Source organism: Pseudomonas sp. R1-18 (assembly GCF_051132095.1).
GTDB lineage: Bacteria > Pseudomonadota > Gammaproteobacteria > Pseudomonadales > Pseudomonadaceae > Aquipseudomonas.
The window spans coordinates 2801191-2824500 of the sequence record NZ_CP071658.1; the positions used below are offsets into that span (position 1 = coordinate 2801191).

Annotated in this window: 18 protein-coding genes; 2 read left to right on the forward strand and 16 right to left on the reverse strand. The window is 61.4% G+C overall.

Annotated elements, in window-relative coordinates; genetic code table 11:
- Nucleotides 1–337 precede the first annotated feature (337 nt).
- The 12 genes from J3P77_RS12920 to speB all read right to left on the reverse strand — a co-directional run bounded on the left by J3P77_RS12920 (nucleotide 338) and on the right by speB (nucleotide 15870).
- Nucleotides 338–2755 (reverse strand): glucose/quinate/shikimate family membrane-bound PQQ-dependent dehydrogenase, encoded by a 2418-nt coding sequence (locus J3P77_RS12920; RefSeq protein ID WP_434677024.1) that lies wholly within the window; start codon nucleotides 2753–2755, stop codon nucleotides 338–340.
- A 99-nt stretch (nucleotides 2756–2854) separates the two neighbouring features.
- Nucleotides 2855–3148, reverse strand: a complete 294-nt coding sequence (locus J3P77_RS12925; RefSeq protein ID WP_434682001.1) for a carbohydrate porin — start codon at nucleotides 3146–3148, stop codon at nucleotides 2855–2857.
- Nucleotides 3149–3457: 309 nt separating this feature from the next.
- On the reverse strand, nucleotides 3458–5212 hold the full coding sequence (locus tag J3P77_RS12930) for an OPT family oligopeptide transporter (protein WP_434677025.1): 1755 nt from the start codon (nucleotides 5210–5212) through the stop codon (nucleotides 3458–3460).
- 119 nt (nucleotides 5213–5331) lie between these two features.
- The gene (locus tag J3P77_RS12935) at nucleotides 5332–6759 is read right to left on the reverse strand and encodes an aldehyde dehydrogenase family protein (protein ID WP_434677026.1); all 1428 of its coding nucleotides are present in this window, start codon (nucleotides 6757–6759) and stop codon (nucleotides 5332–5334) included.
- Nucleotides 6760–6775: 16 nt separating this feature from the next.
- Nucleotides 6776–8377 carry a 5-guanidino-2-oxopentanoate decarboxylase gene (locus J3P77_RS12940; protein ID WP_434677027.1) on the reverse strand — a complete coding sequence of 534 codons (1602 nt, stop codon included), beginning with the start codon at nucleotides 8375–8377 and terminating at the stop codon, nucleotides 6776–6778.
- The gene (locus tag J3P77_RS12945; RefSeq protein ID WP_434677028.1) at nucleotides 8374–9891 is read right to left on the reverse strand and encodes an amino acid ABC transporter permease/ATP-binding protein; all 1518 of its coding nucleotides are present in this window, start codon (nucleotides 9889–9891) and stop codon (nucleotides 8374–8376) included. The genes J3P77_RS12940 and J3P77_RS12945 overlap by 4 nt, the downstream gene beginning before the upstream one ends.
- Before the next feature lie 171 nt (nucleotides 9892–10062).
- Complete coding sequence (locus J3P77_RS12950; RefSeq protein WP_434677029.1) at nucleotides 10063–10860, reverse strand: ABC transporter substrate-binding protein; 798 nt, start codon at nucleotides 10858–10860, stop codon at nucleotides 10063–10065.
- A gap of 32 nt (nucleotides 10861–10892) precedes the next feature.
- A complete protein-coding gene (locus tag J3P77_RS12955) occupies nucleotides 10893–11933 on the reverse strand; it encodes an isopenicillin N synthase family dioxygenase (protein ID WP_434677030.1) in 1041 nt (346 codons plus the stop codon).
- The gene (locus J3P77_RS12960; protein WP_434677031.1) at nucleotides 11930–12790 is read right to left on the reverse strand and encodes a sugar phosphate isomerase/epimerase family protein; all 861 of its coding nucleotides are present in this window, start codon (nucleotides 12788–12790) and stop codon (nucleotides 11930–11932) included. Before J3P77_RS12960 ends, J3P77_RS12955 begins: the two co-directional genes overlap by 4 nt.
- Before the next feature lie 42 nt (nucleotides 12791–12832).
- Nucleotides 12833–14371, reverse strand: a complete 1539-nt coding sequence (locus tag J3P77_RS12965) for a purine-cytosine permease family protein (RefSeq protein ID WP_434677032.1) — start codon at nucleotides 14369–14371, stop codon at nucleotides 12833–12835.
- Nucleotides 14372–14512: 141 nt separating this feature from the next.
- Nucleotides 14513–14914: a YybH family protein gene (locus J3P77_RS12970; protein ID WP_434677033.1), complete on the reverse strand. Its 402-nt coding sequence runs from the start codon at nucleotides 14912–14914 to the stop codon at nucleotides 14513–14515.
- Complete coding sequence (gene speB / locus J3P77_RS12975; protein ID WP_434677034.1) at nucleotides 14911–15870, reverse strand: agmatinase; 960 nt, start codon at nucleotides 15868–15870, stop codon at nucleotides 14911–14913. The genes J3P77_RS12970 and speB overlap by 4 nt, the downstream gene beginning before the upstream one ends.
- A gap of 158 nt (nucleotides 15871–16028) precedes the next feature.
- Between speB and J3P77_RS12980 the strand changes: the two genes are divergently transcribed.
- Complete coding sequence (locus J3P77_RS12980) at nucleotides 16029–16922, forward strand: LysR family transcriptional regulator (RefSeq protein WP_434677035.1); 894 nt, start codon at nucleotides 16029–16031, stop codon at nucleotides 16920–16922.
- 39 nt (nucleotides 16923–16961) lie between these two features.
- On the opposite strand, the gene J3P77_RS12985 is transcribed toward J3P77_RS12980, so the two are convergent.
- From J3P77_RS12985 to J3P77_RS13000, 4 genes are all read right to left on the reverse strand, one after another.
- A complete protein-coding gene (locus J3P77_RS12985; RefSeq protein ID WP_434677036.1) occupies nucleotides 16962–18215 on the reverse strand; it encodes an OprD family porin in 1254 nt (417 codons plus the stop codon).
- Nucleotides 18216–18300: 85 nt separating this feature from the next.
- On the reverse strand, nucleotides 18301–19605 hold the full coding sequence (locus tag J3P77_RS12990; protein WP_434677037.1) for a CitMHS family transporter: 1305 nt from the start codon (nucleotides 19603–19605) through the stop codon (nucleotides 18301–18303).
- Nucleotides 19606–19717: 112 nt separating this feature from the next.
- Nucleotides 19718–21028, reverse strand: a complete 1311-nt coding sequence (locus J3P77_RS12995; protein WP_434677038.1) for a dicarboxylate/amino acid:cation symporter — start codon at nucleotides 21026–21028, stop codon at nucleotides 19718–19720.
- A gap of 78 nt (nucleotides 21029–21106) precedes the next feature.
- The gene (locus J3P77_RS13000; RefSeq protein ID WP_434677039.1) at nucleotides 21107–22189 is read right to left on the reverse strand and encodes a 4-oxalomesaconate tautomerase; all 1083 of its coding nucleotides are present in this window, start codon (nucleotides 22187–22189) and stop codon (nucleotides 21107–21109) included.
- A 167-nt stretch (nucleotides 22190–22356) separates the two neighbouring features.
- Between J3P77_RS13000 and J3P77_RS13005 the strand changes: the two genes are divergently transcribed.
- Nucleotides 22357–23247, forward strand: coding sequence for a LysR family transcriptional regulator (locus tag J3P77_RS13005; RefSeq protein ID WP_434677040.1), 891 nt, complete (start codon nucleotides 22357–22359; stop codon nucleotides 23245–23247).
- Nucleotides 23248–23310 lie beyond the last annotated feature (63 nt).

Consider the following 23310-nt stretch of genomic DNA (forward strand, 5'->3'; position numbering starts at 1 on the left):
GGTCTGGATGCCTGTCCGGCTGTTTACACAGAGAGAGTTGCAGTCCCTGTGCCAAGCGGCAGACACGCAAGACCATAGTCATATCAACGACTTACCAATGGCAGCCGGTCAGTGTCTCGGGCTTTCTGCACGAATGCATGAAATCCACATTGCAGAAACCAAGTGAGTGACGACTGCGAAAACTCAGCCAGATCTTCCCAAGCGGAAAATCCGCTCAACGAAAATAAGCCTATGAATATTCCATGACGTGAAATGGACGACGGTTTTGAATCGCTTGACGATTATCGGCTGTGAACCACCCCGCCGCGGCCCATTGCAGGCCACAGCGGGTTTGGCGTTACTTCTTGTCAGGCAGCGCGTAGGCGATCACGTAATCGCCACGATCCGGTGACTGACGACCACCACCGGCGGTGATTACCACGTATTGCTTGCCGGTCCTGGGCGACACAAAGGTCATCGGGCCACCCTGGCTGCCCACCGGTAGGCGGGCTTTCCACGCTTCCTCGCCGTTGGCAGAGTTGAACGCGCGCAGGTAGTAATCCTGCGTGCCGGCGATGAACACAAGGCCGCCCTGGGTGGAAAGGGTTCCGCCCAGCGTCGGCATGCCGATCGGCATTGGCAGGCGCATCTTGATGCCCAGCGGACCTGTGTCCTGGACGGTGCCGACCGGCACTTGCCAGGCGACTTTCTGTGTCTTCATGTCAATCGCCGACAGCGTGCCAAACGGCGGCGCCTGGCACGGGATGCCCGCGAGGGACAGGAAGCGGTTCTTGTTGACCGCATAAGGCGTGCCTTTGAGCGGCACCGCGCCCATACCCGCGTTGATGGCCTCGCCTCCGGACGACGCCTTGGCCTCGCGCTCGGCTGGAACCATCTGGATCCACAGGCCCAGACGCATATCGTTGACGAAGATGAAGTCATGGACAGGATCAGTCGAAATACCGCCCCAGTTCATCCCGCCCAGCGAACCGGGAAAGCTCAATGAAACGTCAGTGCCAGGCGCCGTATAGAGCCCTTCGTAGCGCATCTTCTTGAACGAAACGCGGCACAGCATCTGGTCGAACGGCGTAGCACCCCACATGTCCGACTCGGTCAGGTGCTGTGCACCGATCTGCGGCATGCCGACGGACTTTGGCTGAGTTTTGGAGTAGGGTTCGTTCGGGATGTTGGAGGCTTTGACCGGTACTTCTTCCACTTTGGTCAGCGGTTGACCCGTCGCGCGATCCAGCACGAAGATCTGGCCGGCCTTGGTGCCAATCACAACGGCGGGAACCTTGCTGCCGTCTGCTTTGGTGAAGTCGATCAGGCTAGGCTGCATCGGCAGGTCGAAGTCCCACAGGTCGTTGTGGACGGTCTGGTACACCCACTTCTCATCACCGGTGGACGCATCCAGGGCCAGAACAGAAGCACCGTACTTGTGGTCCATCTCGGTCCGCTCCACACCATAGATGTCGGTGGAGGAACTGCCCATCGGCAGGAAGACGGTGTTGGTGGACGGGTCGTAGGACATCGGCGCCCAGCTGTTTGGCGTGCTGCGTACAAAAGTGCTGTCGCCAGCTGGCTCTTGCTTGTTCTGCGGATTGCCTGGGTCGAACGCCCAACGCATCTCACCGGTCATGACGTCGAAACCACGGATCACGCCGCCCGGCATGTCTGCCTGCACGTTGTCGGCCACTCGACCGCCGACGACTACGGTGGTGCCGGCCATCAACGGCGGCGACGACAGCTGGTAGTAGGAATCAGGAACACTGCCCAGACCGGCTTTCAGATCCACCTGGCCATTGTTGCCAAAGCCCTGGCAGAACTCGCCGGTGTCGGCGTCCACGGCAATCAGACGCGCATCAATGGTGTTGGTCAGCAGACGGCGCTGGCAGTTGGCACCGGCGGCAACCGTAACGGCGCTGCCAGACGTACCGGCAGGCTGAGCGACCGCGGCGATGGCATCAAAGTACGCAAGGCCCCGGCAGCGCTGCCAGACCGCGGATTTGGCATTGATCTGGTTTTTCCAGAGCTCTTTGCCGGTATCGGCATCCAGCGCGATGACATTGTTGTGCGGGGTACAGATGAAGACCTTGTCGCCAACCTGCAGCGGTGTCAGCTGGTCCTCCGCACCGTTGCCGTCGCTTACTGCAACGTCTCCGGTGTGGTAGGTCCAGGCCGGAACCAGTTTCGAGACGTTGTCGCGGTTGATCTGGTCCAGCGCCGCAAAACGGCTGCCGCCTGTGTCATTCCCGTAATGCTCCCAGTTCTTCTGGGCCTTGGCCGGGTCAACCTTGGTCAGGCCCGGACCTTCGCCGGTTGGCGAAACCGAAGCATGCGGGACAAACATGCCCCAGAAGCCGGCAGCCATGGCCACGACCAGCGCGCCGCTCAACGCATAACCGCCCCGACCGGCGGGCAGACCGTTGGTCTTGCGCAGGCTCGGGTAAACCAGTGCCACCAGCAGACTCAGCACGCCCAGCGCGAACAGACGCGACACCAGCGGCCAGAAGTTCAGCCCGGCGTCGACCAGCGCCCAGATCACGGTCAGCACCATCAGAGCCGCGAACAGCCAGGCGCCCCCCAGTCGCTGCCTGAACAGCAAAACGGAAGAGACAATCAGACCGATACCGGCGAGCAGGAAGTACCAGCTGCCGCCCAGCGTGACGAGGTAGGCACCGCCCAGTGTGAACGGCACTCCGAACACGAGCACGCCCAGGGCGACAATCCAGACCAGCCACCGACGGCCGGAAGTTGAAGGAGGAGAGTTAGTCATTGCTTGATCCTTCTAACGCATAACTTTGGGGAAAGTTAAAAGTAGGTGGGGCCATCATGAGCAAGCGCAGCGTTACTGCATGCTTTGACAGCCCATAGTTCAGAGCGTTGCCTTGATCTGGAAACCAAATATCAAAGCATTATCTGTATCGGTACCGTAAAACGCACCGGGTTCGATGATGTATTGCACCGAAGGGCGCATTACCAGCCAGGGTGCGATTTGCGCGCCGTAGGTCATTTCCACCAGACCTTCGCCGCTGTTCAGGTCAGGAAAGTCCTGTTTCATGGCGAGTGCTGCCTGCTCCTGAACGTCTCGACTGCGGGAGTTGAACACCGCGCGCCCATAGCCAATTGCGACAGTGTCATTCGGACGAGTGGCGAACCGCTTTTTCAGCGCAAAGCCTGCGGAGTAGCAGCGGCGAAACGGTGAAGCGAAGCGCTGACTTCCAGACGGTCTGGTCCATCAGCAAGTAAGCGCCATCCGGACCGAGATAATCTGAAGCTGAATGCATCAACTAAGGCGGTGGCCATATAAGCGGCCGCTGGTGCGTGTACTTCCGCCATAGAAAGGCGGCCGGAAAATATCACGCTGTCGACCGAACGACGAAATCCGTTTTATGGATTACCGGCATCATTAAATAAAATAGTCTTACTTATTAAGCAGGCATGTTTCAACTAGATGCCATGTTTTTGTTCGGAACGGTTATAGCGTTCGCAGCATTTCCCAGAATGAAGCACCCACGCCGGTGATGCTTTCGCCAGCGATCAGCCCCGCTGCCGCAGTGATTGCAAAGCGCTCGGTGATGCTTGGCCAACGGCGGCTGACCAGCCAGGTCAGTACCGAGCCAAGGCCCATCATCATGGAGACCGATGCTGGCAACACGAATGCCAACCCCAGCGCGGCAGTACTCGGCAGCCAGCGAGCCGAACGTCGCAAGAGGCTGTCCAGCGCGCCGAGCACCACGCCGAAACCGCTGCCGATCACAATCGCCAGGCGAATCTCCGGCGACAACGATTCCAACCCTTGAGTCAGCGTCTGGGCCACCGCCTTCCAGGTCGCAACGGCCGGTGCGGGCCATTGTTCGGTGAGCAGCATGGTCTGCGGATCGGGAATCAGCGTCAGGTACACCAACACGCCCACCACGCTGCCGATGAAGATACCGATGCACTGGGCAATGAGCTGTTTGTGCGGCGTCGCGCCGATTGCCAGACCGACCTTGAAATCGTTCATCAGGTCGGTGGACTGCCCGGCCGCGCCACCCGCCGTGTTGGCGCTCATCAGATTAATGGACACCTGGCCAGGAGCAACCACGCCGAAGCTCAGCTGCGAAAGGCTGGCGATGGCGCCAATCGGCGCGATGCCAGTGGCCCCCACCACCCGGGCTGCAACCACGGCAAGACAAATCGCCAACGGAATGCTCAACAAGGCCATCCACCAGTCGATGCCGAACAACAACGCCTGCAGGACCACCACCAGAGCGATGGACAGGAGCAAACCCAACGCGGGTACTGGCGTGAACCGCACCCTGGCGCGCAGTACCTGATCTGCGGGCTGTTCGCCAACCGACTTCCGTGGCATCTGGAACAGACGAATCGCCAATGAAGTCAGGGTTGCGCAGACCATCAGGCTCACGCCCGGCCACAATAGCCACTCCACCAGTCTGGCGAACTGTGGGCCGCTGGCGTTCGGCGCGAGCACCACCAACGCATGGTCGAGCAGCCACGGTGCCAGGCCGCCCCATGCCAGCGCGGCGCCGAGCAGCAGCGTCAGGCCCACTCGAATACCGATGATGCCGCCAAAGCCGATGAGCAACAGCGAAGGATCAAACGTGAACGTCAGCCGTTCAAGCGCGGGCGTGGGCGCCCAGCGCGGGATCGCCCAGACGAATCCGTCGATCCACTTCACCAGTCCCGACAGCAGCGCGGCGCTGCACAGGACCTTGATCCGCGCCATCGCTTCCTGCCCGTGGCGATAGATCTGTTGCAGCGTTTCCAGGGTCGCCATGCCTTCCGGAAACTTCAGCCCGTGGTCGTTGAGCAAGGCAGGACGCAGATACCAGGCAATCCAGATGCCCAGGAAACTCACAGAGAAGACCCAGGCCATCATCGGCAAAGGATCCAGCTGGTTGCCGGTGAGCAATGTATAGGCGGGGATCGGCGCCACCAGCCCGCCGGAGATGATGGAGGCCGCGGCCGAGGCCACGGTCTGGTTTATGTTGCTTTCGTGCAGCGACCACGCGGACCAGTTCCCTCTGCGCCCCGCCAGACCCTGCCACAGGCCGAAACCGACCAGCAAAGCGATGATCGACATGTTGAAGGACCAGCCGATCTTGAGCCCCGCGTACACGTTCGACGGCGTGAGCAGGATGCCCAGCACCACACCGGTGAGCATCGCACGCGGGCTTAGTTCACGTTCAACGCGAACCTTCGGAAGAGCGGTGGATACAGAACGTTCCATGCCAGATCCTTTTCAGAGATCGCAAGTGCGGTCTGCACAACTGAGCCCAGACAGCGCCCAAGGTTCACTGCCAATCCCGGTGCCGTCGGCTTTGGCCTGATGAAGTCAGAGGCCCGGCTTTATCCCAGACACCGCGTCACATGCTTCACCGCCTGATACGCCGCTAGCCCCCACGGGCCCAGTTCCCGCCCGATGCCGCTGCCCTTGCTCCCGCCCCAGGACGTTTCCACAAATACCGCCTGGATCGAGTTGATCCACACGTGTCCGACTTCCAGCGCATCGGCCACCCGCTCTGCGCGCGCGATATCGTTGCTGGCCACTGTAGCGACCAGACCAAAATGGCTGTCGTTGGCCAGCTCGATAGCTTCCCGTTCGGTAGTGAAGCGTCGAGTGCAGAGCACTGGCCCGAAGATCTCCTCATTCCACAAACGGCTGCCCGCCGGCACGTCGCGATACAGCGTTGGGCTGACGAACCAGCCATCTCGCGCCAACGGCGCGCCACCGGTCAGGCAGTGCAAGCCTTCTCCCTTCGCTATCTCGAAATACTCGCGCACCTTTTGCCATTGCGCCTCGCTGGTCAGCGGCCCCATGTCGACTTCTTCGGTAAGAGGATTACCCACCCGCAACGCTTCGAACGCCGCGTGCAGGCGCGGAATCAGCGCTTCGGCAATCCCCTCCTGAATCAGCAGCCGCGAGGTGGCGGAGCACATTTGCCCGGCGTTCCAGCAGATGCCAGCGACAATCCACTCCACCGCCTGATCGGGATCGCAGTCGTCAAACACAATGAACGCCGATTTGCCGCCCAGTTCCAGTGTCACCGGTCGGCAAAACGCGGCGGCGCTGCGCATCACCTGGCTGCCCACGCCATTGCTGCCGGTGAACGACAGCTTGTCCAGGCCCGGATGGTTGCTCAGTGCGGCACCGGTTTCGGCTTTGCCGCTGACGATGTTCAGCACGCCGGCGGGCAAGCCAAGGCTCTCGGCGATCTGCCCGTACGCCTGCTCGATCACTGGCGTGACCTCCGACGGCTTGAGTACCACGGTGCAGCCCGCCGCCAGCGCCGGGGCAAGTTTCCACGCGCTGGTCACCAGGGGAAAATTCCACGGCACGATCAGCCCGACCACGCCGACCGGTTCCAGGCGCGTGCGGGAGGTGAAGCCTGGTGCCGCCAGCTCGACGTCTCGGTGGGCCGATTGGGTTTCGACCAGTTGGGCGTAATAGCTGAAGGTTGCTATGGCGTCGTCCAGATCCACCTCGGCTTCATGCCGTGGCTTGCCGTTATTGCGCATCTGCAAGGCGATCAGTTGTTTACGGCGCTGGGTAAGCTGCTCGGCAAAACCGCGCAGCGTGGCGGCACGTTCGCCGACCGGCGTGGTTTTCCAGGCGGGCAGCGCGGCACGGGCGGCGCTGACGGCCTGATCGACCTGCGCGCTGCTGGCAGCGATCAGCTCGGCAAAGGGCTGGCCCTGCGCAGGGTCATAAACAGTCAGGACGTCTTCGCCCTCGCCTGCCAGCCAGAAGCCGTTGATGTAATGCGGGGTGTTCATTGTGTAGCTCCATGCATCAAGGTGCGAACGGGGGCGCCTGGTTGATTTCGATAATCAGCGGTCGGTCACTGGGCGCTTCGCGCAGCAGCGTTTGCAGATGCTGGTATTCCCGCGCTCGCTCTGCCACACAGCCAAAGCCGCGCGCTATCGTCAGGAAATCCGGGGTGTAGATATCCACGCCCAGCGGAGTGATGTTGCGGCGCTCCATGTAATGCTTGATCTCGCCGTAACCCTGGTTATTCCACAGCAGCACGACGATCGCGATTTGCGCTTCTACCGCGCTGGCCAGTTCCGGCAAGGTGAACTGCATACCGCCGTCGCCCATCAGGCTGATCACCGCCCGCGACGGCTCGGCCAGTTTCGCGCCCAGTGCTGCGGGCAGGCCGTAGCCCAGCGTGCCGTAACCAGTGGAGGCGTTGAACCAGCGGCGCGGGCTGTCCAGATCGACCAGGTGATTGCCGCTGTACACCGTTTGGGTCGAGTCGCCGACAAACCGCGCCTCGGGCAGCACCTCAAGCACGCAGTTGAACAACTTGCGGTAATGCGCCCAGCCGCTGAAAGCTTCGGCCAGTTGGTCGCGCGCTGCCGCTGCCCGCTGCACCCCAGGGCTATCAACCTGATCGGCGCGCGCCGGCAACTCGGCGAGCAAGGCGCGCATGGCCTGCGCCGCGTCGCTGAGGATCGCCAGGCCTGGCGCATGGTTGCGGGCCAGTTGCTCGGCATCGATGTCGATGCGAATCAGATCTCCGCCAATCTTGAAATTGCCGTCGAAGACCACGTCGTAGTCGGTTTCTCCCAGCTCGGTGCCGATGGCGAGTACCACGTCGGCGTCCAGCGCCATCTGCCGCACCGGGGGTAGCGACTGATTGCTGCCCAACAGCAAAGGATGATCAGCCGGCAGCAGGCCCTTGGCATTGATGGTCAAGGCGGTGGGTGCGTCCAGCCGACTCGCCAGTTCGCGCGCCTCTTCCATGGCTCCGACGCATCCGCCGCCAAGCAGCAATAATGGACGTCGCGCCGCGCGCAAGCGTGCGCCTGCTTCAGCAATTGCTGCACGGTCCGGCGCCGGGCGGGCAACGACCCGGCGCGGCTGCAGCGCCAGGTGCGCGGCGCTGGCGGTAATGATGTCCAGCGGCAGCTCGATATGTACCGGGCGCGGACGCTGGCTGTCGAACACGGCAAAGGCGCGCGCCAACACCGCGGGCAGTTCGTCGACGCTCATCAGCGTGTGACTGAAGGCACTGACCCCGGCGACCATTGCACGCTGGTTCGGCAGCTCATGCAAATAGCCGTTGCCCTGCCCCAGCCGGTTGCGTTCGTTGACGCTGGAAATCACCAGCATCGGAATCGAGTCGGCATACGCCTGGCCCATGGCCGTGAGGATGTTGGTCATGCCCGGGCCGGTGATGATGAAGCACACCCCCGGCCGGCCGCTGACCCGCGCATAGCCGTCGGCCATGAAACCAGCGCCCTGCTCGTGGCGCGGGGTAATGTGGCGGATGCCGCTGCCCGGCAGGCCGCGGTACAGCTCCACGGTATGCACGCCGGGAATGCCGAACACAGTATCGACGCCCCAGGCTTGTAGCTGCTTGACGAGAAATTCCCCGCAAGTCGTCATGCGGCGCGCTCCTCTTCCAGGCCGATGAAACGTTTGACCCGAGGGTCTCCGTCAAAGCGGATCGCGGCCGGCGACGCGTCGGTCACCACGTGGCCGTTTTCCATGAACACGATGCGGTCTGAGATCGACAGCGCAAAATCCATTTCGTGGGTGACGATCAGCATGGTCATGCCCTCGGCCGCCAGGTCGCGGATGACGTTGAGCACATCGCCCACCAACTCCGGGTCCAGCGCCGAAGTCGGTTCGTCGAACAGCATGATGTCCGGCTCCATCGCCAGGGCGCGGGCAATCGCCACCCGTTGTTGCTGGCCGCCCGACAATTGGTGCGGGTACTTGTCGGCATGCGTCAGCAGCCCCACCCGATCCAGCAGCGCATGGCCCTTGCGGCGCAGGTCACTGATGCTGGCCAGGCCGTGGTAGCGCGGCGCGAGGATGACGTTGTCGAGGATGGTGCGATGCGGGAACAGGTTGAAGTTCTGAAACACCATGCCGATGCGCCTGATGCCTTGGCGGACCAGCGCGGAATCAGTGCGCGTGCCGGCCTTGATGTAGTCGTTGCCGAACAGCACGATCTCGCCCCGGTCGATGGTTTCCAGGCTGTTGATGGTACGGATCAGCGAGGTCTTGCCCGAACCGGACGGGCCAATGATCGAAATTACTTCACCGGGCTTGACGGTCAGGTCAATGCCCTTGAGCACTTCGTGATTGCCGTAACGCTTGTGGATGTCGCGCAGCATCAGCGCATCGGGCTGCCCCGCTACCGGCTCGCAACGCGGTTTGCCAATGCCTGCCGGTTGGCGCAAGGCCTGGGCCTGCGAGGCATCGAGGGTCTGCGCCGTCTTGCGCGACAGGTCCAGATGACGCTCGGCCCACTGCAATAGCCAGCCGAACAAGGTCACGATCAGCACGTAATACACGGCCACCGCCGCCAGGGTTTCCAGCACCAGGAAGTTCTGCGCGTACATGCGCTGGCCGACCAGCAGCAACTCGCTGAGCGAGATTACCGACACCAGCGAAGTGAGTTTGACGATGGTCACGTACTCGTTGGTCAGCGTCGGCAACGAAATACGGATCGCCTGCGGAATGATCACCAGCCGCTGCGCGCCCAGCCCGCGAATGCCCAGCGCCTTGGCCGCTTCACGCTGGCCCTTGAGCACCGACAGCAGGCCGCCGCGATGAATCTCGGCCATGTACGCGGTTTCGGTCAGCACCAGCGCAATCAGGCCGGAGTAGAACGGCTGCGAAAGCACACTGCCAGCAGCGGGAAACAGCTGCGGCAGGTTGTAGACGAAGACCAGCAGCACCAGCAACGGAATGCTGCGAAACAGCCAGATGTACAGACTCGCCGGCATACGCAGCCAGGCATGCGTCGATAGCTTGGCACTGGCCAGCACAAACCCCAGCGCCAGACCAAGGGTCCAGGCCAGCGTGCTGAGTTGCACGACTGTCAGGCAGGCTTGCCAGAAAGCCTGAACGGAGAACAGCGAGAAAAAATAGGCCCAGTCGAATGCCATGATGACCTCGGTGCAGCGGATGGGATGGCGCTGCGTCCAGGACTCAGCGCCGTCATGCAGAAATACGTGGCCTGCAGCAACGATTCGGTCGGCGAACCGCCTTGCCCGCGCTCAGGTAAACACCATCGCGGGCAAGCGCGCTCCTGCAAAAGCGTTATATCTGCTCCGGGATTACGCCGGTTCCAGGTTGTACTTCTTCAGAATCTCGCCGTACTCGCCGCTCTGTTTGTAGGACTCGACCACTGCGCGCAGTTTTTCGAGCAGTTCGGCATTGCCCCTCTTCACATAGATGCCGAGGGTCTGCGGGTAGAGAGATTTTTCAGAACTGATCGTGATCCGGCCACGAGCCTTGTCGACGATCATTTTCGCGGCGGCGGAGATTTCCAGATGCGCCTGGATATTGCCGGACATCAGCGCCTGGGACGCTTCGGCCGTGGTCGGGAATTCGCTGATGGCGATCTCGCCCTTGTTGTGCTTGGCGCAGTAATCAGCCGACGCGGCCTTGAGCTGGTTGATCCAGTTGGTGCCCTGCTGCAGGCCGACTTTCAGGCCGCACAGGTCTTCCGGCTGCTGCGGTTTTGCGCTGCTGTCGCTGCGTACCATGATCGACGCACCAACCTGTGCGTAGGGAATCGCCTCGGCCTGTTTGGTGCGCTCCTCGGTGATGTACATGCCGGAAATAATCGTATCGAAGCGGTTGGCATTCAGGCCCAGAATCAGGTTCGGGAAACGCGTGTCGACGAACTCGACTTTGAGACCGCCCAGTTGCCTGGCCAGCGCGGTCGATACTTCCGGATCGAAGCCCACCACTTTGTCGCCGTCATAGGACTCGAACGGCGGATAGGAAATCTCCATGCCGACCTTGAGCGTACCGGGCGTGGCGGTGGGTGCCGCCTGGACGCTGCCGGCGAACAGGGCTGCGCCGATGATCAGGGGAGCGGCAAGACTCGAAAACGTGGTGCTTGGCATAGTCGTCATTCCAGATTGAGGGGAAAGGCAGGTCAAGAAGTCACGCTCTGATTTTTCAGGTGCCCGAAGCTTGAAGGCTTTCTGGCGTGCTGCGGCAAGGCGATCTGCCCGTCCGCCACACGCTGGCGAAGATATTGATAGGTTTGCAAAGCCTGGGCCCACATGTGCTCGCCAATGGCGATAGGCTCGTAGTGCTGCTCGCCGTCGGCGAACTGTGGCAACGGCTTGATCTGAGTGTGGTAGTCGCAGGCATAGAACAATGGGAACGAATAGCGCTCCTGCCTGACCTTGCGCACCCGGTGCGCGGTGGCGACAAAGGCACCGGCGGTCATGACCTCCAGCATGTCGCCGATGTTGACCACAAAAGCGTCGTCCAGAGGCGGCGCGTCGATCCACTCGCCCTGCTCGTTCATCACTTCCAGGCCCGGCTGGTCGGCCTTGAGGATGGTGAAACACTCGTAATCGGTATGCGCGCCGATGCCGGGCGCGTCATGGGCGTCGCCGTCGAACGGGTAATGGATCAGGCGCAGCTTGGACGGCGGGAAACGCGCCATGTCGTCAAATGCGTGTTCATCGAGCCCAAGCGCCAGGGCGAAGCCGCGAAACAGCTGATGCCCCAGGGCAAAGACTGCCTGGTAATAGGCCTGCACTGCCGTCTGGAAGCCCGGCAGAGTCGGCCAGTCATTGGGGCCCAGCAGCGGCGTACCGGCGAGCACCAACGGATTGTCCGCCGGCACTTCGAAACCGATATCGAACGCTTCTTTGTGATCCGGCTTGCCGGTGCCGTATACCTCCTCCTCACCTTCGGGCACGAAGCCCTTGTGGGTCTGCGAGGCGCCAATGTAGTGCTGCATCTTGGCGTCAAGCGGCTGGGCGAAATACTGCTCGGCAGCGCGGTGCAGATCGTCGATCAGCTGCGGCGCGATCCCGTGGCCGGTGATGTACAGAAAGCCCACATGCCGGGCCGCATCGCCCAGGGCCTGGCCCACCTGCTGGCGATCTTCCAGGCGGTCGCTGAACAGGCCATGGATATCGACGACGGGAATGCGGGTGAAAGCAGCTCGTTCGGTCATGGCAGCAGGCCCTCCGGGCGGGTGGAAAAGGCGGTGAAATGTTCGCGTTCGGTGCGACCCATCCAGGCATTGAGGCCCCAGAGGTCGGCCACCGGCACATCGGTGAATGGCAAATGATGCAGGTAACCGTCCGGCCCGAACTCAGGCGTCAGCGTGGTGCCGGAATAACCCCGGGCCTGTTGCGAGCGCCAGATCGCCTCCCAGTGCCGCTGATGGAACGCCAGCGCCGCGGCGTATTCCGGGGCGCCGGGGTGCGGCACCTGCGGGCCCTGGTCATAACCGACCCGGGCCTGAATGTGATGCACGCGCTCGACGAAGGCGCCGAGGTCATCGGCCGGGTCGTCGAGCAGCCGCTCGCAGGTCACCACCCAGTGGCTGATATCGCTGGTGAAGCGCAGGTCCGGCAGCTGTTCGATCAGTTGCAGGGTCAGCCACGGGTTGAACAGCGACCGCGCTCGATGGGTTTCAAAACTGCAGGTCACCCCGCTGCGGCGCGCAATTTCCAGCGCTTCACCGAAGAAGTCGACCTGCTGCGCCAGTGGCCAGCGGTCGTTGCCGGCCAGCACATTGACGAAGCGTGGCTCCAGTTCAGCGGCCAGACGCAGCTTGCCGGCAAAGTCCGCCAGGTGCTCGGCGGGCGTCGCCGACTGCACCGGCAGCACCGCGGCCGAGGTGAACAGAATGGCGATGTAGGGCACCTGATTGCCGCGCAGGAACGCCGCGAACGCTGCACGTTCGGCGGCCGCTTCCGGCACCCGGGCTTCAAAGCCGTCGAAGCCCGCTGCACGCGCCTCACGCAGCGCCTGCTGCCACGTGCCGCGATATCCCCACAGCGTGCGAAATATTTCCAGCTTCATGGGCAGACCTCGGCGGCGGTATCTGCCTGGGCACGGCGCGAGTTACACATGGGCGGCGGCCGGCTGAGTGACGTTGCTCATCGCCTTGCGGCCAAGCATCGGGTGCGCGCCTTTGGGGCCATATACCGAAGCAGGCTCGGGAAAGGTGCGCAGCAGAGCGAGATACAGCAGCGCCGCCAGGCCAAGCGTGATCGGCAGGCTGATGTCGATGCCGCCAGCCAGATCCCCAAGCGGCCCGACGAACTGTCCTGGCAGATTGACGAAGCACAGGCCCACCGCCGCGCTCGGAATCCACGCGCCCAGGCCGCGCCAGTTCCAGCCATGGTGGAACCAGTAACGCCCGCCTCGCTCGCCCCGGGTAAACACCTGCAAATCATGGGCGTGATAAAAGCCGCGACGGCTGACCAGGCCCAGAATCATCACCACCATCCACGGGCTGGTGCAGGTGATGATCAGCACGGCGAAGGTCGATACGCTCTGCACCAGGTTGAAGGTAAAGCGGCCGATGAAGATGAAGGCAATTGCCGCTACACCGATCAGCAGCGTGGCACCGGCGCGGCTGAGCAAGCGTGGGAACATGCTCGACATGTCCAGGCCGGTGCCATAGAGCGCGGTGGTGCCGGTCGACAGACCGCCGATCACCGCAATCAGGCACACCGGCAGAAAGAACCAGCTGGGCGAAATCGCCAGCAGGCCGCCGACGTAATTGTTGGCCTCGATGTACTGCGGCGCCTGGGTTGCCACCAGCGTCGCGGTGCACAGGCCGAACAGAAAGGGAATCAGCGTGCCGGCCTGGGCGGCCAGTACCGCGAGCATGATGCGGCTTTTGGAGGTGTCACGGGGGATATAGCGCGACCAGTCGCCGAGAAAGGCACCGAACGACACCGGATTGCTCATCGCCAGCAACGCTGCACCGATGAATGCGGCCCAGAAGCCCGGTTGCTGCAGATTGACGCTGCCGGCATAACTGGCATCGAACGGCCCGGCGAACGCCACGATACCCAGCAGGAACAGCAGGCTGGACGCCCAAACCGCAACCTTGTTGACCCACAGCATGAAGCGAAAGCCGAAGATACAGACGATCAGCACCAGCACGGCAAACAGCCCGTAAGCCAGCCCGAGGCTGAAGTCGGTTTCCGGCAGGCCCACCAGGCGACGTGCTCCGCCGACCAGCGCATCGCCCGAACTCCATACCGACAGAGAAAAGAACGCCACCGCCGTCAGCAGCGACAGAAACGAGCCGATGATGCGCCCGTGCACGCCGAAATGCGCACCGGACGACACCGCATTGTTAGTGCCGTTGATGGCACCGAACAGCCCCATCGGCGCCAGGATCAAGGCGCCCACGGCCACGCCAAGAATGATCGCCCAGACCCCGGCCTGGAACGACAACCCGAACAACACCGGAAAACTGCCGAGCACCGCCGTGGCAAAGGTGTTGGCGCCTCCGAAGATCAGGCGGAACAGATCTATGGGGCCGGCATGGCGGTGATTGTCGGGGATCTGCTCGACACCGAAGGTTTCGATGCGGGTTTCAGTACGGGTTCGGTTGCGGCTTTCGATACGTGTCGAATGGCTCATGTGTTGCTCCAGCGCCTGTCACAGTTGTTGTAAGGCCAGCGCAGGCACGCTGACCCTTTATGGCCGCCCGTTGACCCCGGGCGGAGGGCTGAATCTAATTGTTGTAATGCCGCTGCCAACCAGGCGCGCGACCAGGGCACATCAGCTCAACGCCTCCGACAAATGCTCATGCCAGGCCAGCCAGCGCGTGCCTTCAAGCCGGAACACGATCGTCTCGCGCTCCTTGAGTCGCAGCTCCTCGCTGCCGACCCGTACGTGCGTCGCCACGTCATGAACGAAAATCGCCGCATCGCCCTGCACGTTGACCAGCGGGTTACTCGACTCGCAACCCAGCACCGCAAACCCATCGGCCTGCCACTGCTGCCACAACGCCTCATACGCAGCCCGCGACGCCAACGGCTCGGCCAGGGTATGAAACACAAAACTGGCGTCCTCACTGAAACAGTCGAAATAACGTGCCGTGTCGTTGCTGGCGAAGGCACTCACCAGATCCGCCGCTGCTTCGAGCACCTGCGCCTCGCGGCTCTGCGTTGCCGTGCTCATCGGCGCGCCACACCGGGCAGCACACACAGCATTTCGTACAGCAGATTGGCGCCCAGCAGCGAGGTATTGCCGGTGGTGTCATACGGCGGCGACACCTCGACCAGATCGCAGCCGATAAGGTCCAGCCCCTGGCAACCACGAATGATTTCCAGCGCCTGAATCGTGGTCAGGCCACCCACCTCAGGCGTGCCGGTACCCGGTGCCCAAGCAGGATCGATGCCATCGATATCGAACGACAGGTACACCGGCCCCCCGCAGACTTTTTCGCGCACCTCGGCCATCAACGGTGCCAGAGACTTGTGCCAGCACTCTTCGGCCTGCACCACTCGGAAGCCTTGCTTGCGGCTCCAGTTGAAATCCTCGGCGGTATAGCCCTGGGCGCGCAGGCCGATCTGCACCACGCGGTCGCTGTCGAGCAGGCCTTCTTCCTGAGCCCGGCGGAACGTGGTGCCGTGGGCGATCTTCTCGCCGAACATGTGATCGTTGACGTCGGCGTGCGCATCGATATGCACCAGCCCGACCTTGCCATGCTTTTTGTGGATGGCGCGCAGGATCGGCAGGGTCAGCGTGTGATCGCCGCCCAGGGTCAACGGCACGATGCCGTGGCCCAGAATCCGGTCGTATTCCTGCTCGATGATGCGCACCGCGTCGAGCAGATTGAAGGTGTTGATCGGCACGTCACCAATGTCCGCCACGTTCAACGAATCGAACGGCGCCGCGCCGGTGGCCATGTTGTAGGGACGAATCATCACCGACTCGGCGCGGATCTGCCGTGGCCCGAAACGGGTGCCGGAGCGCAGCGAGGTGCCGATGTCCAGCGGGATACCGACAAACGCCGCGTCCAGTCGATCAAGTTCTTCAGGAGTTTGTATATGGGGCAGACGCAGCATGGTGGCGATACCGCCGAAACGAGGCATCTCGTTGCCGCCCAAAGGCTGGTGGAAAGTCGTGTCCACGGGGGTGGCCTCATCTTGATGTCATTGAAGTGCCCCGATTCTGGTGCCGCCCCGTAGCCGGAAGAATCGCTGCCGACAAATACTTAGTTCAGAGATTTCTAAACTAAGCCCGGATACACTGCCGCACGAACCGCCCTGCCCTTGCCCGGAGTTTCCCGATGTCCACCGTCCTGCCCGACATTAAATTGCTGCGCATCTTCGCCTGCGTAGTGCGCCATCAGGGCTTTGCCGCTGCGCAGCAGGAACTCAATCTCTCTACATCCGCCATCAGCACTTACATGAGCCAGCTCGAAACCCAACTCGGTCTGGTGCTGTGCCACCGTGGACGCGGCGGCTTCAGCCTGACCAGCAAAGGCGAGTTGTTCCATCAGGAAACCCTGCGCCTGCTCGCCGAACTCGAAGGTTTCGAGCGCTACAGCGCCGCCCTCAAGGGCGAACTGCGCGGCACCCTTAACCTCGGCGTGCTTGACTCCACTGTCAGCGACCCCGCTCTGCCGTTGGCCGATGTTATCGGCGCGTACAGCAAAGAACACCCCGCCGTGCACCTGCATCTCTCGGTCCTCAGCCCCGCGCAGCTGCAACTGGGCGTGCAGGAAAACCGCCTGGACCTGGCCATCGGCGCTTTTTCCGTACGCATGAACGGGCTGATGTATCAGGCCCTGTATCGCGAACAGCACTGGCTGTACTGCAGCGACCGCCACGAACTGTTCGATCAGCGGCGCATCCCTGCCGAGGTGATCACCCAGCAGCGCATGGTCGGGCGCGGCTACTGGAGCCAGGCAGAACTGGCGCGACACGGCTTCAAGCACAGCGCGGCGACGGTGGAATCGATGGAGGCGCAACTGATCCTGGTCCTGTCCGGGGCGTATATCGGTTACTTGCCGGAGCATTACGCCCAGTTCTGGGCGGATCAGAAACGGTTGAAGGTGCTGCTACCGGCGACGTTCGGGTATCAGGCACCGTTCTCGCTGGCGTTGCGACGCGGCCGGTCGAGGGAGCCGTTGATTCAGAGTTTTCGGGACCGGTTGAAGGGGTGGTTCGAAGCAGGCTGACCAGGGGTCAGTCAGCCTTGTTGTGCTCGCGCTGCGGTATCACCACAGCGCAATGTCGTAGGTGATGTAGATTCGATTGCTGTCGCGGCCCCGAGCATAATCCGAACGGTATACGTAATTGCGCAGCTTGATGCCCAGGCCTTTCAGTGCTCCGCCCTGCAGCACATACGCCAGCTCCATGTCACGTTCCCATTCCTGCAACTCTGCCGAGCCGGACTTCCCGTTCTGCCCCCTCAGATAGCGGGTCGAAGCGCTCAGCCCAGGCATGCCCAGGCGGGAGAAATCATAGGCGTAACTCAGCATCCAGGTCCGCTCATCTTCCTCGATGAATTTGCCGATCCCCGCATTGCTGAACGAATAAACAGTTGCGCCACTGATATAGGGCAAGCCCGCATCGCCGCTCAGGACCTGATATCCGCCGCCAAAGCTGTGACCGGCCAGCGCATAGGTCAACTGGCCGCTGAACATGTTGTTATCAATTTTCCCGGCCCGCCCCTCGCCCGAATCCTGGCTGTGAAACAGACGCAGATCGCTGGTCAGCACCCCGCCAGCCAACGCCAGATCATGCTGGATGGACGCAAAGTGCTGCTGGTAAAAATCGTCGAGTTCACCATGAAAGTAACTGAGACGAAGGTTCTTTCCCCATTTGTATTCGGCACCTGCATAAATGAAGTCAGACCCCTCGCCGGTAAAGCCGTCCGGAACGATCGAACGACTGTCCGTCGAGTCTCGCAGCTTGAACTGGCTCAGACGCCCGCCGGTAAGCGTGAGGTTTTCTATGTCGGTACTGGTGAGCTGAGACCCGCGATATGTCTGGGGAACAAGGCGCGCGTCGTTATAGACGAGCACTGGGGTCCTGGGCAGCAAAGTGCCGACTTTGAGTGTGGTTTTAGCCAGTCGCGCCTTGGCCGCAGCCCCCAGACTGGAAAACTCGTCCGCCCCACGTCCGTCATCATGTACCGGCAGCAGGCCGGTTCCGCTGCGACCTTTCCCGGAATCAAGCTTGAAGCCGGCCAGCCCCAGCACGTCCAGTCCGAACCCCACAGTCCCACTGGTAAAACCGGACTGGTAGTCGAGCAGAAACCCCTGCGCCCATTCGGTACGCTCACTTCTAGCCGTGCGCGCGGCCCGGGCGCTTAGCCCGTGTTCATCGCGGAAGTTTTCATTGAAATAGACATTACGCATTTGAAGTTTCAGCTTGCTGTCATCGATGAAGCGTGCAGCATCGGCGGCCATCCAAGGCAGCATGCTCACGAGCGGCGCTACAGCTCCAGACGTAAATAACTTAATCATGTTCATCGCTCATTATTGTTATTGAAGACGCAGTGATCCGCGCGCCCTGACCGGGCGCGTAAGCAGTCTTGTTACAGAGGGAAAATCAGACGAACAGCGTTATTGCGCCTGTCAGCAGGGCAAGGGCCGTCACGACCAGCGAGGTGAGAACCGCCCACTTCAAGGTGGCTTTCTGAAAGTCACCAATGTCCCGATCGATCATGCCGACGAGCAAGAGCGTCGATGCCACAAGGGGGCTCATCAGATGCACCGGCTGCCCCAGAATGGACGCTCTGGCAATCTCCAGGGGACTGATGCCATAAGCCGCCGCGGCATTGGCGAGGATCGGGACGACACCGAAGTAATAGGCATCATTGGACAGTACAAACGTGAGCGGCATGCTGGTCAGCGCGACCACCAGCGGAAACAGATGGCCCCACTCCTGGGGAATCCAGTCAACCAGGGTCTGCGCCAGCGCATCGACCATTTTGGTTCCGGAGAAAATCCCGGCGAAAACGCCAGCGGCGAACACCAGCAGCACGACGGTCATCGCATTGCCGGAATGAGCCAGGATGCGCTCCTTCTGAACGTCCAGTTGCGGATAGTTGATCATCAGTGCGAGCACGAATCCGATCAGAAACAGAATCGCCGAATGCATCAGCCCCATCACCAGCGCGATCATCACCGCGATGACCAGCAGCAGATTGACGTAAGCGAGTCTGGGACGTTTGTGCGGCGTATCGCCAAGGATCGCTTCGATGTAACAACTCCCTCCGCCGCTTTGCAGAAGGACGTTGCCAATCCGCTTACGCTCGGCCCGCCCCAGCAGAAAGGCGGTGAAAACCACCCAGGCAGCGCCGCCGATCATGGTCGGCAGCAGCGGGATGAAGTATTCCCCCGCGTCCAGACCCAGCGCCGCGATGGCGCGAGTCGCAGGGCCGCCCCATGGACTCATGCCGCTCATGATGCTCAGCGAAAGCATCGACACGATTCCCAGGATCATCGGGTTCATGCCGATTCGCTTGTACAACGGCAACATGGCGGCGCAAGTGATCATATAGGTGGTGGTGCCATCGCCATCCAGCGCAACAGTCAATGACAACAGTGCCGTGCCCACCGCGATCTTCATCGGGTCGCCATTGACGCGCTTGAGGATCTTGCGAATCAAGGGGTCGAACAGTCCGGAGTCGATCATCAGCCCGAAGAACAGGATCGCGAACAGCAGCAAAGCCGCAGACGGCGCAACCATCTTCAGCCCATCGAGCATCATCTTTCCGGTGGTTCCGCCGAAGCCGCCAATTACCGCGAACACGATGGGCACGACGGTCAGCGCGACAATCGGAGACAAACGCTTGGACATGATCAGGTAAGTAAATACCACCACCATGGCTAAACCGAGGAAGGCAAGCATACTGGTATTCTCTTGTTGTTATTAATGGACATGCGAGCGCGACCACGCCGGCCGAGCGTCGCGTGATGCGCGCCCGACCTGCTCAGGTTGCTGTTGATTCAGTAAATGGGTGTCAGCTGCGCTCTGGTGTCAGCGAGGCATTGTCCCACTTCGCTGTCTGGCCTGACACGGCGGCGGGCTTACCGTCGAGCCGTTGCAGGAGCACACGCCTATCGCAGGCATTCTCCGACAGCGATATCACAACCGTCGCTACGGCATTGCTGGCAAGGCTGGTCAACGCCCGTGCCTCGGACATGAACCGGTCGATCCCGATCAGCAGCGCCAGGCCGGCCAATGGAATATCGTGGATCACGGTCAAGGTCGAGGCCAGAGCCACGAAGCCGCTACCGGTGACGCCCGCGGCGCCCTTGGAGGACAGCAACATGATCGCGAGCATGGTCAGGGTCTGCGTCACACCCAGTTCGATGTTGCAGGCCTGGGCGATGAACACCGCCGCCAGGGACAGGTAGATCGCCGTACCGTCCAGGTTGAAGGAGTAACCGGTCGGCAGAACCAGCCCTACCACGCCCTTCTTGCACCCCAGTTCCTGCAGTTTTTCCAGCATACGCGGCATCACCGGCTCGGTAGAAGACGTGCCCAGTACGACCAGAAACTCCTCCCGCAAGTACTTCAGCAGTTTCCAGAGACTGAAACCGTGAGCGCGGCATATTCCACCAAGCACAATGAACACGAAGAAGCCGCAAGCGATGTAGAGGGTCATGATCAACTTCGCCAGCGAGCCCAGCGAAGTAACCCCGTACTGGCCGACGGTAAACGCCAGCGCACCGAATGCCCCGACAGGAGCGAAACGCATCAGGTAGGAGAAGATCTTGAAGACCATCTGCGAAGCCGACTCCAGGACGTTGAGCACTGGCTTGCCTTTCTCTCCCAGTGAAGAAAGCGCGAATCCGGACAGCACCGCGATGAACAGTACCGGCAGGACCTCGCCTTTACTGAAGGCTCCGATAAAGGTGTCCGGGATGATGTGCATGAAGAAGTCCACAACGGTCAGCTTCGCCGCAGACTCGGTGTACTGGCTAAGCCCTGCGGTGCTCAGTTGCGCCGGGTCGATATTCATGCCCGCACCGGGCTTGAGTACGTATACGGCAACCAGGCCGATCATCAGGCTGATGACGGTCAGCACGAAGAACAGCAACAGGGTCTTGCTCATCAGGCGCCCGAGCGAGCGCTTGTCGCTCATGCCTGCGATGCCGGTGACGATGGTGCAGAACACCACCGGAGCGATCATCATTTTTATCAGCTTGATGAACGCGTCACCCAGCGGCTTGAGGGCAGTCGCCTGCTCGGCCCAGAAATGCCCGACCAGCACGCCAAGGGCAACGGCGCAGATGATCTGAAAGTAGAGCGATTTTGCGATTCTCATGTTGCATCACCCATTATTGGAATTGTTCTGATGCGTAGACCCGTGTATCAGGCATAACACGCTAAAGCGGTAACTGGCTCAGCCGGCCAGCAGCTGCGGAGCGGGCGCGTACACCACTCCAGAGAACAGACGCCGGGCAGTGCGCACGACCGAGGCGCGAATCGTCTGCCCGTTCTCTCCGACGTAGCTCAAAGCCACCTGGATAGACCCGCTGGGATGCTCGATCCGGACTTGTGACAGGCGAGTACCGTCAGCGCTCCCCAGCATCTGCGCCACCACCGTACCTTCGCTGACACAGGCCGTGGCGATGCCGATTGAACCGGTAATCGCCAGCGCCCTGTGGCACGAGTGAGGCATGAAATAACGAACCTTGACCGTGCCACCTGCACCGGGGCGTGACACAAGCACCGGTTTGGGGATCACCTTTTCACTTACATCACCCAATCCCATGGCCAACCCCGCCCGCAAGCGCAGCAGTTCGAGCTGGCAAAGAAATTCCTTGTCGGCATCCAGCTCTGCCGGAGTCTCGTCTCCGCGCTTGCCCAGCAACGAGGCTTCAACGATCACCATGGGCATGGCCATGTCGATGCACGTTACCGGGATACCTGCAAAAAAGTCCGTCTGGTTGCCGGTAGGAAACAGCGCCCCGGTCTTGCTGCCGGCCGCATCGAGAAAAGTCAGCTGGACGGGTGCAGCAACCCCGGGAACACCATCGATGCGGGTCTGGCCTTCGTAGCTGACGCGCCCGCCCGGCGTGTGCACGTCCGAGCAGACAAACGTACCGGTGTTGAGGTTGCGAATTCTCACCTGGGTCAGATCACCGGTCGCCTGGACAAGCCCCTGCTCCACCGCGAACGGGCCGACGGCGCACAGCATGTTTCCACAGTTGGGGGCGGTATCCACTCGACGCTGCGACACCATGACTTGGACGAACAGGTAATCCACGTCGGCATCCGGATGGGAAGACGGGCTGACGATGGCGACCTTGCTCGTTTGAGGGCTCCCGCCGCCGATGCCATCGATTTCAAGCTCGTGCCCCGAACCCATGATCGCCAGCAACAGCTCGTCACGTTCAGCGGTTACGGAGGGCAGATCGCTGGCAAGAAAAACCGGCCCTTTGGAGGTGCCGCCGCGCATGAGTACGCAAGGAATGGGTTGCATAATGTTCGACTCTTGTTGATCAATTGGGCTTATTGATGCCTTGAACGCAAGAGTCACACGGTTTTTGGAGCTTATCCAATGCAAAGATCGTAGCTATTATTCCACTTGACGAAATAATAGCGCCGTTTTCAGTCGCTGTTCGCTGACCAAAAAACAAGGACAATCAAGTGGAATATGAGCTTCAAGACATACGATCATTCGTGAAAATCGCCGAACTTGGCAGCTTCCATGAAGCGGCTGAGATACTGCACATCTCCCAGCCGGCGCTTACGCGGCGCATCAAGAAGCTGGAGCAGGGTCTAGGCACACCGCTACTGGATCGCACCACCCGTCGAGTCAGCCTGACCAGCGTCGGGCGCGACTTCTTCCCCAAGGCGCGACGACTGCTGGACGACTTCGAGGACTCCATTCTCAACATTCGCGAGCTCGCGGAGCGGCAGATCGGGCAGGTCACCCTGGCCTGCATCCCGACGGCTGCGTTCTATTTTTTGCCGAGCGTGATACGGCTGTATAACGAGCGTTACCCCAAGATCCGGATTCGCTTGCTGGATCTCAGCGCCAATGAAGGTCTGGAAGCGGTACTGCGTGGCGAAGCCGATTTCGGCATCAACATGATGAGTGGGCAGCACCCGGATATCGAGTTCCTGCCACTGGTCAAAGAACCATTCGTACTTGCCTGCCGGCGCGACCACGAACTGGCGACACGTAAGTCAGTGGCCTGGGTGGAGCTGGCCGAATACCGCCTTATCGGGGTAGGACGGCTCAGCGGCAACCGGATGATTCTGGATCACGCCTTGAGCGGGTTGAGCTGGCGCCCCAAGTGGTTCTATGAAGTGCAACATCTTTCCACCTCATTGGGGATGGTCGAAGCAGGACTCGGCATCTCGGCGATGCCAAGCCTTGCGATGCCTGCACAAGGGCATCCCACGCTGGTGAGCGTGCCCCTGACTGACCCAGTGGTCGACAGGACCCTGGGCCTGATCTCCCGTCGCGGCGCGTCGCTGTCTCCGGCGGCCGAGAAATTCGTAGCGATGCTGCTTGAGCAGTGGCCGCAGTAACTCTGCGAAACGCCTGGCGCGCGCCGAACAGGCAGCGCGGATGACTCCGCCCTGCCCCCTCGG

Bases quoted from the DNA above. Each gene is read 5' to 3' on its own strand.
- J3P77_RS12985 (WP_434677036.1), bottom strand. From the start codon at position 18,215: ATGATTAAGTTATTTACGTCTGGAGCTGTAGCGCCGCTCGTGAGCATG.
- J3P77_RS12995 (WP_434677038.1), bottom strand. From the start codon at position 21,028: ATGAGAATCGCAAAATCGCTCTACTTTCAGATCATCTGCGCCGTTGCC.
- J3P77_RS12920 (WP_434677024.1), bottom strand. From the start codon at position 2,755: ATGACTAACTCTCCTCCTTCAACTTCCGGCCGTCGGTGGCTGGTCTGG.
- J3P77_RS13000 (WP_434677039.1), bottom strand. From the start codon at position 22,189: ATGCAACCCATTCCTTGCGTACTCATGCGCGGCGGCACCTCCAAAGGG.
- J3P77_RS12935 (WP_434677026.1), bottom strand. From the start codon at position 6,759: ATGAACACCCCGCATTACATCAACGGCTTCTGGCTGGCAGGCGAGGGC.
- J3P77_RS12940 (WP_434677027.1), bottom strand. From the start codon at position 8,377: ATGACGACTTGCGGGGAATTTCTCGTCAAGCAGCTACAAGCCTGGGGC.
- J3P77_RS12960 (WP_434677031.1), bottom strand. From the start codon at position 12,790: ATGAAGCTGGAAATATTTCGCACGCTGTGGGGATATCGCGGCACGTGG.
- J3P77_RS12965 (WP_434677032.1), bottom strand. From the start codon at position 14,371: ATGAGCCATTCGACACGTATCGAAAGCCGCAACCGAACCCGTACTGAA.
- J3P77_RS12955 (WP_434677030.1), bottom strand. From the start codon at position 11,933: ATGACCGAACGAGCTGCTTTCACCCGCATTCCCGTCGTCGATATCCAT.
- J3P77_RS12980 (WP_434677035.1), top strand. From the start codon at position 16,029: ATGTCCACCGTCCTGCCCGACATTAAATTGCTGCGCATCTTCGCCTGC.
- J3P77_RS12950 (WP_434677029.1), bottom strand. From the start codon at position 10,860: ATGCCAAGCACCACGTTTTCGAGTCTTGCCGCTCCCCTGATCATCGGC.
- J3P77_RS12930 (WP_434677025.1), bottom strand. From the start codon at position 5,212: ATGGAACGTTCTGTATCCACCGCTCTTCCGAAGGTTCGCGTTGAACGT.
- J3P77_RS12970 (WP_434677033.1), bottom strand. From the start codon at position 14,914: ATGAGCACGGCAACGCAGAGCCGCGAGGCGCAGGTGCTCGAAGCAGCG.
- J3P77_RS12990 (WP_434677037.1), bottom strand. From the start codon at position 19,605: ATGCTTGCCTTCCTCGGTTTAGCCATGGTGGTGGTATTTACTTACCTG.
- J3P77_RS12945 (WP_434677028.1), bottom strand. From the start codon at position 9,891: ATGGCATTCGACTGGGCCTATTTTTTCTCGCTGTTCTCCGTTCAGGCT.